The following is a 16,543-nucleotide window of genomic DNA, read 5'->3' as shown; positions in this document are numbered from 1 at the left end:
CCACACCTCGGAGCGAGACATGAAGATCGCTGGAAGCACCGCCCTGGTCACCGGCGCCAACCGCGGCTTGGGCCGGCACCTGGCCGCCGAACTCGTCGCACGCGGCGCCACCGTCTGGGCCGGCGCCCGCAACCCGGACACCGTGGACCTGCCCGGAGTCACCCCGGTACGCCTCGACATCACCGACCCCGAGTCGGTGGCCGCCGCCGCGCAGCGGGCCGGGGACGTGACGCTGCTGGTCAACAGCGCCGGCGTGAGCACCGGCACCGACCTGCTCGACGGCGACCTCGCGCAGATCCGGCTGGAGATGGAGACGCACTACCTCGGCACGCTGTCGGTGGTACGGGCGTTCGCGCCGCAGATCGTGGCCAACGGCGGCGGCACGATCCTCAACGTGCTGTCGGCGCTGTCCTGGTTCACGTTCCCCGGCGTCGGCGCGTACGGCGCGGCGAAGGCCGCCGAGTGGTCGATGACGAACGCCCTGCGCCTGGAGCTGGCCGGCCGGGGCGTCCGCGTCGCGGGCCTGCACGTGGGCTACATGGACACCGAGATGGCCGCCGCCGTACCCGGCCCGAAGGCCCACCCGGCCGACGTCGCCCGGCTCGCCGCCGACGGCATCGAGTCCGACAGCTACGAGATCCTCGCCGACGACGTGGCGCGCCGGGTCCAGGCCGGACTGTCCGGCGGTGTGGCCGCGCTCTACCCCGCGCTCCCCTGAGCCGACCCGCCTCCAAGGTGGCGGCGCCACCTCGGCGAGCCGTTGCCGACCAACCGGCTGCCACGACAACCGCCTGAGGTCCCTCCAAACGGGACCAGCCTCCCCCACCCTGGGACACCCAAGCGCTCGTCCCCAGTCTGGGAGACCCACCGTGATCAACACCAGTTCGGCGAAATGGCGGGGTCAGAGCCCGTCCGATACCACCACTTCGGCGAGCTGGAGTGGATCACGACACCCGCCCGACCATCGACTTCCGAGCGGGGTCGACACCGGCTCGGCGAGGTGGCGGTATCGGTGGCATGCCGATACCGCCACTTCGGCGGCATGGAGTCGATCACGCCGGCCCGCCGGGGCGGGTCGGGCGAACCGGGTCGGGGTGGGGCTACAGGCCGCGGGCGAGACGGTCGGCGAGGATCCGGGTGAACCGGGCCGGGTCGGCCAGCTCGCCGCCCTCGGCCAGCAGCGCCATGCCGTACAGCAGCTCGGCGGTCTCGGTCAGCGCGGCCGTGTCGCCGCCCTCCCCGTGCGCCTTGCGCAGCCCGGTGACCAGCGGGTGGGCCGGGTTCAGCTCCAGGATCCGCTTGACCCGGGGCACCTCCTGGCCCATCGCCCGGTACATCTTCTCCAGCGTCGGCGTCATGTCGTGCGCGTCGCCCACCACGCAGGCCGGTGAGGTGGTCAGCCGGGTGGACAGGCGCACCTCCTTGACGCTGTCGGCGAGCGCGCCGCCGAGGAACGTGAGCAGGTCGGCGTACTCCTGGCGCTCCGCCTCGGCCTTCTCCTTCTCCTCCTCGGTCTCCAGGTCCACCTGCCCCTTGGCGACCGAGCGCAGCGTCTTCCCGTCGTACGCGCCGACGCGCTCGACCCACACCTCGTCCACCGGGTCGGTGAGGATCAGCACCTCGTAGCCCTTGGCGCGGAACGCCTCCAGGTGCGGCGAGTTCTCGATGGTGGCCCGGTTCTCGCCGGTGGCGTAGTAGATCTCGGTCTGGCCGTCCTTCATCCGCTCCACGTAGTCGCGCAGCGTGGTCGGCTCGGCCGGGTCGTGGGTGCTGGCGGTGCGAACCAGTTCCAGCAGCGTCTCGGTGTTGTCCGGGTCCTCCAGCAGACCCTCCTTGACCACCGCGCCGAACTCGGTCCAGAACGTGCGGTACGACTCGGCGGACATGTCCTTGAGCGTGGCGAGCACCTTCTTGACCAGCCGCCGGCGCACCGCGCGGATCTGCCGGTCCTGCTGGAGGATCTCCCGGGAGATGTTCAGCGACAGGTCGTGCGCGTCCACGACGCCCTTGACGAAGCGCAGGTAGTTGGGCATCAGCGCGTCGCAGTCGTCCATGATGAACACGCGCTTGACGTAGAGCTGCACACCCCGGCGGCCCTGCGGGGAGAACAGGTCGAGCGGGGCGTGCGACGGCAGGAACAGCAGCGCCTCGTACTCGAAGGTGCCCTCGCCGCGCATGTGGATCGTCTCGAGCGGGTCGGCCCAGTCGTGCGCGACGTGCCGGTAGAACTCCTTGTACTCGGCCTCGTCGACCTCGTCCCGCGAGCGCGCCCAGAGCGCCTTCATCGAGTTGAGCGTCTGCTCCTCGCGGGTGGTCGCGCCGTCCTCGCCGGGCTTGTCGACAGTCATCCGGATCGGCCACGAGATGAAGTCGGAGTAGCGCTTGACGATCTCGCGGATCGTCCACTCGGCGGTGTAGTCGTGCAGGTTGTCGTCGGTGTCGACCGGCTTGAGGTGCAGCGTGACCGAGGTGCCCTGGGGCGCGTCCTCGACCTCCTCGATCGAGTAGGTGCCCTCGCCCGCGGACTCCCAGCGGGTGCCGCCGGACTGCCCGGCGCGGCGGGTCAGCAGCGTCACCCTGTCGGCGACCATGAACGTGGCGTAGAACCCGACGCCGAACTGGCCGATCAGGTCCTGGGACGCGGCGGCGTCGGCGGACTCGCGCAGCTTGCGCAGCAGCTCGGCGGTTCCGGACTTCGCGATCGTGCCGATCAGGCCGACCACCTCGTCGCGGTTCATGCCGATGCCGTTGTCCCGCACGGTGAGCGTACGGGCGTCCTTGTCGACCTCGATCTCGATGTGCAGGTCGGAGGTGTCCGCCGACAGTTCCTTGTCGACGAGCGACTCCAGCCGCAGCTTGTCCAGCGCGTCGGACGCGTTCGAGATCAGTTCGCGCAGGAAGACGTCCTTGTTCGAGTAGATCGAGTGCACCATCAGCTGCAACAGCTGACGAGCCTCGGCCTGGAACTCCAACGTCTCGACGCGGTTGCTCACACCGACTCCCTCTCCTCTGGCGGGCCTACGGCGGAAAGGATACGAGGGGTGACGGCTGCGGCACGCACCGGCCGCCCCGGAAATCCACTGGTACAACCAGTTGACGGGTTGATGTGTTCGGGGCCACACTTCTGCGCATGACCTTCGATCCCGCGCCTCGTGTCTCGGTCTCCGACCACGTCTTCGGGCGGCTGCGCGACGCGATCGTGTCCGGCCGGTACGCACCGGACGAGACGCTGCCCGGCGAGCGGGAGCTGGCCGGCGCGTTCGAGGTCAACCGGCACGCGGTCCGGGAGGCGCTGCGCCGCCTGCAACAGCTCGGCCTGGTCCGGGTCAGCCAGGGCGGCGCGACCCGGGTACTGGACTGGCGGGTCCACGCCGGGCTGGACCTGGCGCTGTCCCTGGCCCGCTCCACTGACGTACTCCCGGTCGAGACGCTGGTGCGCGACATGCTGGAGATGCGGGCCTGCGTCGGGATCGACGCGGCCCGGCTCTGCGCCGAGCGCGCGGACGCGGCGGTCGTCGCCGCCCTGGTCCGGGCCGCCGAGGAGTACGGCGACCTGGCCCCCGACCTGGACCTGATGAACGAGGCGAACATCGCCATCTGGCGGCTGGTCGTGCGCGGCAGCGGTAACACCGCCTACCAGCTCGCGTTCAACAGCCTGGTGGCCGGCACGTTCGCGGTCGGCGACGTCCCCCCGGACGCCCGCGCCGCCGAACTGCTGGACGTGGCCGGGCACCGCCGTCTCGCCGCGTCGGTCGCCTCCGGTCAGGGCGCGGCGGCGGCCCGGCACGCCCGGGCGCTGCTGACCGCGCCGGTCACCACCCCCACCACCCCCACACCCGGAAGGAAAGCGCGCGCATGATCCCCGCCGTGCTGTACGCCGTCCCGGCGTTCCTGCTCCTGATCGTCATCGAGGCGGTCTCCTACCGCTTCCTGCCCGACGACGACGAACGCGGCTACGAGCTGCGCGACACCACCACCAGCCTGTCGATGGGGCTGGGCAGCCAGATCATCGGCTTCCCGTGGAAGCTGCTCACAGTCGGCCTGTTCGCGGCGCTGTGGACCGTGGCGCCGGTGCACCTGTCGCCCGGCGACTGGTGGACCTGGGTGATCCTGTTCTTCGCCGACGACCTGGCCTACTACTGGTTCCACCGCTCACACCACGAGGTACGCGTGCTCTGGGCCAGCCACGTCGTGCACCACTCCAGCGTCTACTACAACTTCTCCACCGCGTTGCGGCAGAGCTGGACGCCGATGACCTCGCTGCCGTTCTGGCTGCCGCTGGCGCTGCTCGGCATCCCGCCGTGGATGATCTTCCTCCAGCAGTCGGTCAGCCTGCTGTACCAGTTCTTCCTGCACACCGAGCGGATCAACGTGCTGCCCCGGCCGATCGAATGGATCTTCAACACGCCGTCGCACCACCGGGTGCACCACGGCTCGAACACCGAGTACCTGGACCGCAACTACGGCGGCATCCTGATCGTCTGGGACCGGCTGTTCGGCAGCTTCGAGCCGGAGCGGGCCACCGCGCGCTACGGGCTCACCAAGAACATCGGCACCTACAACCCGCTGCGGGTGGCCACCCACGAGTTCGCCGCGATCTGGTCCGACGTACGCCGGGCCGACTCCTGGCGACACCGCCTCGGTTACCTGTTCGGCCGTCCCGGCTGGCAGCCGGCCCGATGAGGCGCTCCTGGCTGCTGCCCCTGTTCGGGCTGGTCGCGGCCGTCGAACTGGTCGGGGTCGCGCTCGACTCGACCGCGCTCCAGTGGCTGGCCAAGCCGCTGCTCGCGCCGGTGCTGCTGGCGTACCTCTGGGCACACCGCCACCGCGTTGACGCGGTGGCGGTCGGCCTGGTCGCCGCCACCGCGGGCGACGTCGCCCTGCTCCTGCCGGGAGACACCGCGTTCCTGGCCGGCATGGGCTTCTTCCTGGTCACCCAGATCGCGTTCATCACCGCCTTCGTCCGGTACCGGCGTGCCCGGGGCGTGGCGTGGGCCGGTTACCTGCTCGCCTGGGCCGGCGCGAACGCGCTGCTCTGGGGCATGCTCGGGCCGCTGCGGCTGCCGGTGCTCGGCTACAGCCTGGCGCTGTGCCTGATGGCCGCCGCCGCGACCGGGGTGTCCGCGCGGGTCGCCGCGGGCGGGGCGCTCTTCCTCGTCTCCGACCTGCTCATCGGCGTGGGCGCGGCCGGTGTGGACCTGCCCGGGCGGGGCCTGCTGGTGATGACCACCTACTGCGCCGCGCTGCTGCTGATCACCACCGGCTGGGTGGCCGCGGCGCGCCCGGCGACCGGCCCGCAGCCACCCCCGGCGGGTACTCTGCTCGCGTGGCCAGGGAGAACGGGCGCAAGCTGATCGCCTCGAACAAGAAGGCGCGGCACGACTACGACATCCTCAAGACGTACGAGGCGGGCATCGTGCTGGCCGGCACCGAGGTCAAGTCGCTGCGCGAGGGGCGGGTGTCGCTGGTCGACGCGTTCGCCCAGGAGCGCGACGGCGAGATCATGCTGTACGGCCTGCACATCGCCGAGTACGGCTTCGGCACCTGGACCAACCACGCGCCCCGGCGCACCCGCAAGCTGCTGCTGCACCGGGTGGAGATCGCCCGGATCCTGGAGAAGCTGCGCGACGGCGGCATCACGCTGGTGCCGCTGTCGATGTACTTCGCCGACGGCTGGGCCAAGGTGGAGCTGGGCCTGGCCCGGGGCCGCCGGTCGTACGACAAGCGCCAGGCGCTGGCCGAACGGGACGCCAAACGCGAGATCGCCCGGGAGATGGGCCGCCGGCTCAAGGGCCGGACGGCGGCGCGGCGGGGCTGAGCGCGCCGTTTTCTGTCCCAGGGCGGTGGCACGCTGAGGCGCATGACCGATCTGACCTGGAACCCGCTGCTCCGCGAGCAGCTCACCTGGCACTGGACCTACCAGTTGCGCGACCGCCTCGCCGGGCTCACCGACGACGAATACCTCTGGGAGCCGGTCCCCGGCTGCTGGAGCGTGCGCCCGCGCGGCGACGACGGCATTCCGGCGATCGACTTCGCGATGCCGCAGCCGGACCCGCCGCCGTTCACCACCATCGCCTGGCGGCTGGCCCACGTCATCGTGGGCGTGCTGGCCATGCGCAACGCGTCGCACTTCGGCCGCGCGCCCACCGACTACGCCTCGTTCCCCTACTCCCCGACCGCGGCCGGCGCGCTGGCCCAGCTCGACGAGGAGTACGCCGCCTGGACGGCAGGGGTCGAGGCGCTCGGCGAGGACGGCCTCGCCCGCCCCTGCGGCCCGGCTGAGGGGCCGTTCGCCGACGTCCCGATGGCCACGCTCGTGCTGCACATCAACCGGGAGGTGATCCACCACCTGTCCGAGGTGTGCCTGCTGCGCGACCTGTACCGCCATACACCGGAAGCAGCGCGATGAATACAAGACTCCTTGTACATCATTCCTTGTCGGTCTAACCTGGCGGCATGACTGACGGAACCGGCAACCGGCGGGTGAGTGACCCGCGAGCCATGCGGGCGTTGGCCCACCCCACCCGGCTGCGGCTGCTCGGCGAACTGCGCCTGCGCGGCCCGCAGACGGTCGGCATGCTGAGCGAGCGGACCGGCGAGGCGGTCGGGTCGGTCAGCTACCACGTCGGCAAGCTGGCCGAGCACGGCTTCGTGGCCGAGGCGCCCGAGCTGGCCCGGGACCGGCGCGAGCGGTGGTGGCGGGCCGCGCACGCCACCACCGACTGGGATCCGCTCGAACTGCTGGACGACCCGGAGCGCCGCCTCGCCGGCAACATGCTGCGCCAGGCCGCCATGCAGCGCTATGTGGACCGCTACCAGGCATACCTGGAGTCGGAGGCGAGCCTCGACCCGGCGTGGGTCCGCGGCACCACCAGCAGCGACATGGTGCTGCGCCTGACACCTGACGAACTGGTCGAGCTGCGCGACGAGTTGTCCGCGCTGGGCCGGCGCTGGCAGGAGCGCGGCGCACCCGGCCGGCCCGGCGCCGAGATGGTCACGCTGATCTGGCAGGCGTACCGGGGGCCGCAGTGACCCGCGACCGCCGGCCCCTGGCCGGACTGCTGATCGGGCACGCCGTCTCGCTGACCGGCAACGTGCTCACGCTCATCGCGCTGCCGCTCTACGTCCTGGCCGAGACCGGCTCACCGGCCGCCACCGGGCTGGCCGGGGCGTTCGCCACCGCGCCCGTGGTGCTCGGCGGCGCGTTCGGCGGCGTGCTCGTCGATCGGATCGGCTACCGGCGCTCCAGCGTGCTCGCCGACGTGGTCTCCGGCGTGACGATCGCCGCCGTACCCCTGTTGCACGCCACAGTCGGCCTGCCGTTCCCGGCGCTGCTGGCCCTGGTCTTCGTCAGCGGCCTGCTCGACACGCCGGGGCAGACCGCGCGCACCGCGTTGCTGCCGGAGGCCGCCGCGGCGGCCGGGGTGCCGATCGAGCGGGCGGCCGGGTGGGAGGACGCGACCTCGCGCGGCGCCCGGATGATCGGCGCACCCGTGGCCGGCCTGCTGGTCGGTGTGTTCGGGGCGGTGCCGGTGCTGGCGCTCGACGCGGTGACGTTCGCCGTGTCGGCTCTCGTGGTGACGCTGCTGGTGCCGCGCGGCCTGCGGCCGTCCGACGACGGGAGCGAGCCGGAGACCGGCGGCTACTGGCGGCAGTTCGCCGCCGGGCTGCGCTTCCTGGTCCGGGAGCCGCTGCTGCGCGCCATGGTCCTGCTGGTGCTGGTGACGAACCTGTTCGACGCGGCGAAGAGCAACGTGCTGCTGCCGGTGGTCGCCGAACGGGAACTCGGCGGCCCGGCCGCGTTCGGCCTGCTGGTGGGTGTCATGGGTGGTGGGGCGCTGGTCGGCTCGCTGGTGTTCAGCGCGATCGGGCACCGGCTGCCCCGCCGGGCCACGTTCGTCACCGCGTACGTGCTGTGCGGCGCCCCACCACTGTGGGCGCTCGCCGCCGCGCCGCCGCTGCCGGTGGTGGCCGCCGTGGTGGCGATGGCCGGGCTGGCCGCCGGCGCGCTCAACCCGCTGATGGGCGCGGTCCAGTTGGAGCGGGTGCCGCCGGCCATGCGGGCCCGGGTGTACGGCGTGATCGGCGCCGGCGCGTGGGCGGCCATGCCGGCCGGCGCGGTCGGCGCGGGATTCGCCGCGGACCGGTTCGGCCCCACGTCCACGCTCGTCGTGATGGGCGCCTGCTACCTGCTGGTGGTGCTGACGCCACTGCTGGGCGGGCCGTGGCGGGACATGCGCCGATCCACTGTGGTGCGGCAGCGGGAGCCCGAGCCGACGTCGGAGCGCCAGCGGGAAGCGCTCTCTTGACATCGACCGACTTCATTCATACCTTCATCGAAGTCTATTTGTATGGTTTGTTAACCGTTGGGCGGGGCCGGCCGCCGTGACGGTAACGGCCACCACCCCCGCAGGAGGCGCCCCGTGCGCACCATCCGTACCCTCGCCGCCCTGGCGGTGACAGCGGTCGGCCTCACCGCCGCCCTCACCGCCGTCCCCAGCACCCCGGCGGCCGCCGCCCCCGGCGCGGTCACCTGGTCCGACGACTTCAACGGCCCGGCCGGGGCCGCCCCCGACGCGAGCAAGTGGCGCTACGACATCGGTGGCGGCGGCTGGGGCAACAACGAGCTCCAGTACTACACGAACAGCACCCGCAACGCCGCGCTCGACGGCAACGGCAACCTGGTCATCACCGCCCGCAAGGAGAACCCGGGCGGCTACTCCTGCTGGTACGGAAGCTGCCAGTACACCTCGGCCCGGCTGCTCACCAACGGCACGTTCGCCCAGGCGTACGGGCGGTTCGAGGCACGCATCAAGGTTCCGCGTGGACAAGGGCTGTGGCCGGCGTTCTGGATGCTCGGCAACGACATCGGCACGAACCCGTGGCCCGGCAGCGGCGAGATCGACATCATGGAGAACGTCGGCTACGCGCCGTCGACCGTCTGGGGCACGCTGCACGGCCCCGGCTACTCCGGCGGCGGCGGCGTCGGCGCGTCCACCTCGCTGCCAGGCGGCCAGGCGCTCGCCGACGCCTTCCACACGTTCACAGTGGACTGGGCGCCGGACTCGATCACCTGGTACCTCGACGGCGTCGCGTACTCCCGCAAGACGCCCGCCGACATCGGCGGCAACCGCTGGGTCTTCGACCACCCGTTCTTCATGATCATGAACGTGGCGGTCGGCGGCAACTGGCCCGGCTCGCCGGACGGCAGCACCACGTTCCCGCAGACCATGACCGTCGACTACGTCCGCGTCCAGGCCTGGGACAACGGCGGCGGGGGCACCGGCGGCCAGATCGTCGGGTACGGCAACAAGTGCGTGGACGTGGCGAGCGCCAGCACCGCCAACGGCACCCCGGTGCAGCTCTGGACGTGCAACGGCACCGCCGCCCAGCGCTGGACCTGGAACGCCGACGGCTCGGTCCGCGCACTCGGCAAGTGCCTCGACGTGGCCGCCGGATCGACCGCGAGCGGCGCCAAGGTGCAGCTCTACGACTGCAACGGCACCGGCGCGCAGAAGTGGGTGTTCAGCGCGGCCGGGGACATCGTGAACCCCCAGGCGAACAAGTGCCTGGACGCGACGGGTCCCAGCTCGGCCGACGGCACCCGGCTGCAGATCTGGGACTGCACCGGCGGCGCCAACCAGAAGTGGCGGCGCTGACCGGTCCCCGACCCGGGGCGGGCGGCACCCCGCCCGCCCCGGCGCCCCTCATCCCCCGCCCCCGCCCCGCCCTCCCTCCCCCTCTCCCCCGCGATCTTGCACTTTCGGCCCGAGCGGTGACGTGAATGTCCCATTCGCCCGGGCACAAACTGCAAGATCAGCGAGGGCTGCCGGCCCGGGGCTGCCCGCCCTGGAGGGTCGGGGACGGCGTTGCGTTTCTCTGGGCGGGTCTGGGATACCGTGAGGTCCGTTTCGCTCCCGCGAGACCAGGTCATCGCTCTACTGGAAGCGCGATCATGGATGAGTCGACCGGCGCGCTGACGTCGATGAGCGGGTTCACGCCGGAACCGATCCCCACCGCCCGGCTGGTCCTGCTGCCGCTGGGTGTCGAGCATGCCGAGGAGATGGCCGCCGTCCTCGCCGACCCGGCGCTGCACACCTTCATCGGCGGCGAACCCGCCACCCCGGCGGCGTTGCGGGCCCGCTACGAACGGCTTGTCGCCGGCTCGCCCGACCCGGCCGAGTCGTGGTGCAACTGGGTCATCCGGCTCCGGGACGGCGGCCGGCTGACCGGCTTCATCCAGGCCACAGTCACCGAGGCACACGGGACGGTGACGGACGCCGCCACGGCGGGCGCGCGGGCGGTAGGACACCGGCACCTCGACGAGGCGACACCGGCCACCGCGGGACCGGTCGCGGAGATCGCCTGGGTGGTGGGAACACGGTGGCAGGGGCGCGGGATCGCCACCGAGGCCGCCCGTGGCATGGTCGGCTGGATGGGGCGGCGCGGTGTGCGTACCCTCGTGGCCCACATCCATCCCGACCACCGCGCGTCGGCCGCGGTGGCCACGGCCTGCGGCCTGGCCCCGACCGACGTGTGGCACGACGGCGAGGTCCGCTGGACCGGACCTGCCGCCCTGTCTCCCCCGCCTGCCCGGAGTTGACCAAGGAGTTCGTGTCGGAGACGACGTCCGATCCGGACACGAACTCCTTGATCACCGGGGCCGGGGGGGGTTCAGAAGGGGGCGTCTACTGAGAGGCGGCGGACCTGGGTCAGGTAGGGGTCCAGCTCGCCCACCTCGAAGCGGCACGTGCCGATGACGTGCCAGAACTGGCCGCCCGGGTCGCCGTCCAGCTTGTACCGGCCGTCCGGGCTGACCGCCGCCCACCCGTCCGGCAGGCCGATGAGCGTGGTCCGCAACTGGGCGTGCTCGGGGTCGGCCACGTCCCACAGCCGTACCGTGCCGTCGTCACCGGCGCTGGCGAGCAGGCTGCTGTCCGGGCTGAAGTGCACCGACCAGACGCGCCGGGTGTGCGCCGCAAGGGTGCCGTGCAGCCGGCCGGTGACCGGATCCCACAGCCGGATCACCAGGTCGTCGCCGGCGGTGGCGAGCAGGTTGCCGTCCGGGCTGAACGCGCAGGACCAGAGCCGGCCGTCGTGCTCGGTGAGCACCAGGCGCCGCTCGCCGGTGACCGCGTCCCAGACCACCGCCGTGCCGTCGTTACCGGCGCTGGCGAGCAGCGTGCCCTCGCTGTTGAAGCCGACCGAGTAGACCCGGTCGGTGTGGTGTTCGAGCGTGAGCCGGCAGGTGGCGGTGGCGGCGTCCCAGAGCCGTACCGCCTGGTCGTCGCAGCCGGTGGCGATGGTCTCGCCGTCGGGGCTGAACGCGACGGTGCGCACGCGCCCCCGGTGCGGGGTGAGCGTGGCGAAGTGCCGGCCGGTACGGCGGTACCACAGGCGTACCGTGTCGTCGTCGTTGGCGGTGGCGAGTGCGTCGCCGTCGGGGCTGAACGCGACCGCCCAGACGTGGTCGGTGTCCACGTTGAGTTCGCGCTCGTCGGCGCCCGTGTCGGTGTTCCACAGGTGCACGCCGCCGTCGCCGCTGGGCGTGGCCACCAGCGGTTCATCCGGGCAGAACACCACGGACAGCAGCCGGTCGGCCGGGCTGGCGAGCTGCCGCACCAGGCGGCCGGTGCGCGGCTCCCAGAGCCGGATCACGCCGTCGTTGCCGCAGGCGGCGAGCACCTCGCCGTCGTCGCGGAAGGACAGCGCGGTGACCTTGCGGCCGTGCCCGCGCAGCGTGTGCTGGAGCTGCCCGCTGCGGACGTCCCACAGCCGGGTGGTGCCGTCGTTGCTGCTGGTCGCCACCTGGTTCTGGTCCGGCCGCCAGACCACCGGCCACACCGAGCCGCGGTGCCGGGTCAGCTCGTGCCGCACCTGCCCGTCGTCGGTGTCCCAGAGCTGGATCGCGCCGTCGCTGGCGGCGGTGGCGAGCAGGCTGCCGTCGCCGTTGAACCGGACGCTGTAGATCGCGCCGCGCTGCCGGCCGAGCACCCGCACCGGCCGGCCCGTCTCGGTCTCCCACAGCCGCAGCGCGCCGTGCGTGTCGCCGGTGGCCATCAGCGTGCCGTCGGGGTGGATGTCGAGGGCGTACACGTCGGCCTCGTGGCCGCGCGGCGCGCGCAGCAGCTCGCCGTCGGTGGCCCGGCGGATCCAGACGCGGCCGTGCTGCCCGACGGCGGCCAGCAGCCGGCCGTCCGGTGAGTGCACGACACGGTAGACCACCTCGGGCTCCTGCACCTCGAACGCCAGCTTGCCGGTGGGGATGTCCCAGCCGCGGACCGTGCCGGCGCTGTCGGCCACCACCACGCGCCGCCCGTCCGGGCTGAACGAGGTGCCCCAGATCGGCGCGGAGTGGCCGGGCCACTCGTGACGCAGCCGGGCGCCACGGGTGTCGTAGAGCCGCACCACGCCGGCCGCGTCGCCGACCACCAGGCGGCCGCGGCGGCCGTCGGTGAGCATCGGCCACACCCAGCCGGTGAAGACGTCCTCGATGACGTGCCGCACGTCGCCGTGGTCGGCGTCCCACAGCCGTACGGTGAGGTCGGCCGAGCCGGTGACGAGCTGGTGGGACGCGGCGTCGTAGCGGACCGCGTACACCCGGGACCGGTGTCCCTGGAGCGTGCGCACCGGCAGCCCGGTGGCGGTGTCGCAGAGCAGCACACCGCCGTCGTCGCTGCCGACGGCGAGCACCGCGCCGTCCGGGCTGTACGCCACCGGCACCGGCAGCCGGCCCACCTCGAAGCCGTAGCCGACGCCCACGGCGGGCGGGGCCAGGCCCGGCGCGACCGGACGGCCCGGCGCGACGACGGCGCCGCGCAGTTCCGGGGCGCGCAGCAGCGCCGGGTCGGCGCTGACATCGATCAGCGCGGTGCGGTGCCAGCTGCTGCCGGCCACGCGCGCACCCCGCAGGTCGGTACGGAACAGGCGGGCCCCGGCCATCTCCGCGTCGCGCAGGTCGGCCCCGGCGAGGCGGGCCTGGTCCAGGCGGGCGCCGCGCAGCCGGGCGTGCTCCAGCCGCGCCTCGGTCAGGTTCGTGGCGACCAGCCGCGCGTCGGTCAGGTCGGCCCCGGTCAGGTCGGCCCCGGCGAGCTCGCGGTGCGACAGGTCCTCGCCGCGCAGCACCGCGCCGCGCAGGTCGGCCCGGTCGGGCAGGCGCAGCCGGGCGGACAGCCGCAGCGCGTTGGCGCGCAGCGTCTCGCCCGCCGACTCGTCACCGAGCACCCGGGCGGTCCACGCGGTGCAGCGGGCCGGGTCGGCGAGGTCGCCGAGGAACTCCACCGCGAGCGCGGACAGCGACCGGACCGCCAGCGCGCCCGGCTCCTCGCCCCTGTTGATCTGCTCGGCCACCCCCTCGGCCACGAGCCACTCCATCACAGAGGTGTGGATGAACCCGAACAACCCGTCGTCGGTACGGACCAGCAGGCTGCCCGCGCCGACCGCGTGCGCAGCCTGCGGGCCGGACAGCCGCGAGTCGGCCCGCCCGGCGAGCTGGCCGGTGGACTCGGCCAGCTCGGCCAGGCGCAGGTATGCCTCGCCGCTCTCCCAGAGCTGGAACGCCAGCCGGCTCACCGCCTGCCACAGCTCGGGCCGGCGCAGGCTGACCGGTGCGCCCGGGATGCCCTGGGTGCGGCGCTCCTCGAAGTCCAGCCAGGACTCCAGGATCTCCCGGTACAGCGCGGCGGCGCTGAACGTGCCGCCCGCCCCGGCCACGGCGGCGAGCCGCCCCTCGTCCAGGTTGGCGATGAAGCCGAGCATGCGCGGGTTGCGGGAGAGCCCGAGCAGGTCCTTCACGCCGGCGAGCAGGTCCATCCGCTCGCGGGCGGCCCGCTCGTCGCCGCCGTACCGGTTGCGCAGGAACGCCTCGATCTGCCCGGGGGTGAAGTCCTCCACCGCGAGCACGCGCCGGTGCGGCAGCAGGCCGACCCGCTCGCCGAGCGCGGTCAGCACCTGCGAGTTGGTCTTGAAGTGCTGGGTACGGCTGCTCACCACGATCTTCGCGTTGCCCTCGGCGGCCTGGAGCAGCGTCTCCAGGTGGTCGGCCGCCCGGTCGTACGTCACCCGGGCGACCAGCTCGTCGAACCCGTCGAACAGCAGCACGATGCGACCCTGGCGCAGCATGTAGCGGAACGCCTTGAGGTCGATCACCTGCTCGCCGTGGTTGGCCAGATGCGCGGCGACCAGGCCGTCCACGGAGTGCGCCTTGTCGAGCGCCCGCAGCTCCACCAGGATCGGGATCAGGTCGGGTGCGGCCGTGGGCAGCCGGCGGGCCACCTCCCGCAACGCGAACGTCTTGCCCCGGCCGAAGTCGCCGAGCACCAGCACGAACCGGCCGTCCGGCGCGGAGACGGTCTCCAGCAGCTCGTCCACCACGTCGTCGCGGACGCGCTGGTTGGCGCCGACGAGGTGGCGGTAGCGCTGCGGCACGTACTGCCCGGGTGGGTAGAGCCGGTCCGCCTGGAGCCGGGCGGTCTGCGCGGCGACGTACTCGCGCAGGTCGAGCAGGCCCTGGAACTCGGTCAGGTGCAGCACGCGTACGCCCCGCCGCTGTGCCTCCTCGGCGAGCCCGCGCGGCACGCGGTCGCCGTCGTAGACCAGCTCGGAGGCGATGTCCGGGTCGGTGGCGTGCACCCGCCGGGCGAAGACGTCCACGTCGGCGGCGGTGGGGGTGCCCACGTGCGCGCCGACGCGTTGCTGACGGACCACCCCGTCGGAGCGGTAGCTGATGTAGAGGTGCGGCGGGTCGGTGTCGACGCGGCGCACCACCACCCGGTCGTAGCGGGCCTCGCAGACCTCGGCGAGCCGGTCCAGCAGCCGCTGCACCGGTGCGACCGGCGCGGCGGCCACCGCGGCGCCCTGGGTGGCCCCCTCGACGGCGACCGGGCGGCGCGGGTCGGGTACCTGGGCCGGGCCGGACGCGCCGAAGGTGGCCTCGGCGTGCGGCCAGGACACGGCGGTCACCGCGCCGCCGGCCAGCCGGTCGTCGCGGCCGAGCACCCAGCGGGTCATCCCGTCCGCGCCCAGCCGCAGCACCTGCGCCCGGCCGTCGCGGGGCGCGGCGGCCAGCGGCACCACCGGGTCCACCCGGGCCGACGGCGCGGCGTCGGAGAGCAGCAGGTCGAGCATCGGGCCGACCAGCCGGTTGACCGAGCCCCGGTCGCGCAGCGACACCGGGTCCGGCGGCACCTCGTCGGCGTACGGGCTGCGCGCCCCCGGCGCGTGCGCCATCGCGCCCAGCCGCAGCCAGCCGGACTGCTGGTAGTGGCGCAGCCGCTGGGCGAACCAGCTGGACTGCGCCTCGCCGAGGAAGCCGTACCGGTCCTCCTCGCGGTGGGTGATGGCGATGGTGGAGTTCAGCCCGGCCACCACCACCCGCAGGTCGGGCACCGGGAACAGCGTCCAGGGCTGCTCGCTGTCGAAGATCCGGTCGTCGAGGCCCTGGTAGAGGTCGTCGAACAGGCGCGCGTAGTGCCGCCACTTCGGCCAGTACGGCGGCTGCGGGTCGACGTCGTCGGCCTCACAGGTGGCGAAGTACGCGCGGCAGGCGGCCATAGTCACGTCGCGCGGGCCGGGCACCACGACGAGCCGGTGCGGCTCCAGCCCGAGCAGCACCCGCAGGCCGGTGAGGAAGCTCAGCGCGTCGGAGAACTCGCGCGGGCTGCCCGACTCGGTGAGGTTGCCGGCGACGACGAGCAGGTCCGGCCGGGGCACGCCGTCGTTCATCAGCAGCGTGAGGTCGCCCATCAGGTGTTCCTGCACCTCGCCCGGGGTGACCGGCGCGCCGGGGGTGATCACGCCCCGGCCGAAGCGCGGCCCGGCGACCTGGAGCACGGTGACGGTGTCCCGGGCGGTCGGTGGCGCCGCCGCGGCGGGCGGGAACGGCGGCGGGTTGATCGGGGTACGCCGGGCGCGGCGGGGCGCGGGCGCTCCGGCGGCGGGCGCGGCGAGCACCCCGTGCGGGTCGGCCGGGTGGTGCGGGAACGCCGGCTGCCGCATCGGCTTGGCCCGGCCGTCGAGCGCCTCCCGGATGCGGTCGAGCACCCGGTTGCGGGCCTGCGCCGGGTCGTCCACACCGACCAGGTCCACATAGGTGATGGTGGCGAGCAGGCCGTCGATCGGGCAGTCCTCGACGCGTACCGTGACGAGCTTGTTGCCGGTGCCGTCCGGGTCGGCGCGCAGCGCGGCCTGCCACTCCAGCTTGCCGTACGTGGAGTGCAGGTAGCGTTCGGACAGCACCGCCACCACCACCTCGGCCTCGCGGACGCCACGGTCCATGAAGTCGATGAAGTTGGTGCCTGCCACGAAGTCCCACGCCTGCAACAACGTGCGATAGCCGGCCGCCTCGAACTCCCACGCCAGCCACGTGGCCCAGCGTTCGTCGGCCGGCGAGTAGCTGATGAAGAAATCGATGGGGCGGTCGGACCGGGTGGGGTGCGCGCCTACAACCACATGGTCATTATGGCCACCGACGGTCAACAGATCGACACCCTCGGCAGCTCGGATCGTCCCGCGTCGGGCTCCTCCGCCCGCGCCGGCATGTGCG

The 16,543-nt window shown here is 73.0% G+C and carries 12 protein-coding genes; 10 read left to right on the top strand and 2 right to left on the bottom strand.

Annotated features, from left to right (window positions below):
• Positions 1-19: 19 nt before the first annotated feature.
• Positions 20-718 (top strand): SDR family oxidoreductase, encoded by a 699-nt coding sequence (locus FHX31_RS13320; RefSeq protein WP_091327494.1) that lies wholly within the window; start codon positions 20-22, stop codon positions 716-718.
• Between the two features lie 382 nt (positions 719-1,100).
• Here the strand turns inward: FHX31_RS13320 and htpG are convergent, their stop codons facing one another.
• Positions 1,101-2,993 (bottom strand): molecular chaperone HtpG, encoded by a 1,893-nt coding sequence (gene htpG / locus FHX31_RS13315; protein ID WP_184976307.1) that lies wholly within the window; start codon positions 2,991-2,993, stop codon positions 1,101-1,103.
• Positions 2,994-3,130: 137 nt separating this feature from the next.
• On the opposite strand from htpG, the gene FHX31_RS13310 reads away from it, so the two are divergent.
• The 9 genes from FHX31_RS13310 to FHX31_RS13270 all read left to right on the top strand — a co-directional run bounded on the left by FHX31_RS13310 (position 3,131) and on the right by FHX31_RS13270 (position 10,603).
• Positions 3,131-3,859 carry a FadR/GntR family transcriptional regulator gene (locus FHX31_RS13310; protein WP_013286510.1) on the top strand — a complete coding sequence of 243 codons (729 nt, stop codon included), beginning with the start codon at positions 3,131-3,133 and terminating at the stop codon, positions 3,857-3,859.
• The gene (locus FHX31_RS13305; protein ID WP_013476653.1) at positions 3,856-4,683 is read left to right on the top strand and encodes a sterol desaturase family protein; all 828 of its coding nucleotides are present in this window, start codon (positions 3,856-3,858) and stop codon (positions 4,681-4,683) included. Before FHX31_RS13310 ends, FHX31_RS13305 begins: the two co-directional genes overlap by 4 nt.
• Positions 4,680-5,354 (top strand): lysoplasmalogenase, encoded by a 675-nt coding sequence (locus tag FHX31_RS13300; RefSeq protein WP_091327482.1) that lies wholly within the window; start codon positions 4,680-4,682, stop codon positions 5,352-5,354. Before FHX31_RS13305 ends, FHX31_RS13300 begins: the two co-directional genes overlap by 4 nt.
• Positions 5,327-5,818: an SsrA-binding protein SmpB gene (smpB, locus tag FHX31_RS13295; protein WP_013286513.1), complete on the top strand. Its 492-nt coding sequence runs from the start codon at positions 5,327-5,329 to the stop codon at positions 5,816-5,818. The genes FHX31_RS13300 and smpB overlap by 28 nt, the downstream gene beginning before the upstream one ends.
• A 42-nt stretch (positions 5,819-5,860) precedes the next feature.
• Positions 5,861-6,409 carry a DinB family protein gene (locus tag FHX31_RS13290; protein ID WP_013476651.1) on the top strand — a complete coding sequence of 183 codons (549 nt, stop codon included), beginning with the start codon at positions 5,861-5,863 and terminating at the stop codon, positions 6,407-6,409.
• Positions 6,410-6,456: 47 nt separating this feature from the next.
• The gene (locus FHX31_RS13285) at positions 6,457-7,032 is read left to right on the top strand and encodes a helix-turn-helix domain-containing protein (protein ID WP_013286515.1); all 576 of its coding nucleotides are present in this window, start codon (positions 6,457-6,459) and stop codon (positions 7,030-7,032) included.
• Positions 7,029-8,309, top strand: coding sequence for an MFS transporter (locus FHX31_RS13280; protein WP_013476650.1), 1,281 nt, complete (start codon positions 7,029-7,031; stop codon positions 8,307-8,309). Before FHX31_RS13285 ends, FHX31_RS13280 begins: the two co-directional genes overlap by 4 nt.
• 114 nt (positions 8,310-8,423) lie before the next feature.
• Positions 8,424-9,659, top strand: a complete 1,236-nt coding sequence (locus FHX31_RS13275; protein ID WP_013286517.1) for a glycoside hydrolase family 16 protein — start codon at positions 8,424-8,426, stop codon at positions 9,657-9,659.
• A gap of 296 nt (positions 9,660-9,955) precedes the next feature.
• Complete coding sequence (locus FHX31_RS13270) at positions 9,956-10,603, top strand: GNAT family N-acetyltransferase (protein WP_184976304.1); 648 nt, start codon at positions 9,956-9,958, stop codon at positions 10,601-10,603.
• 71 nt (positions 10,604-10,674) lie between these two features.
• Here the strand turns inward: FHX31_RS13270 and FHX31_RS13265 are convergent, their stop codons facing one another.
• Positions 10,675-16,449, bottom strand: a complete 5,775-nt coding sequence (locus tag FHX31_RS13265; protein ID WP_184976302.1) for a WD40 domain-containing protein — start codon at positions 16,447-16,449, stop codon at positions 10,675-10,677.
• Positions 16,450-16,543: the final 94 nt, after the last annotated feature.

Source organism: Micromonospora sp. CNZ286 (assembly GCF_014207755.1).
The sequence above is the reverse complement of the archived record's forward strand: the minus strand, read 5'-3'. Positions and strand labels throughout refer to the sequence as shown.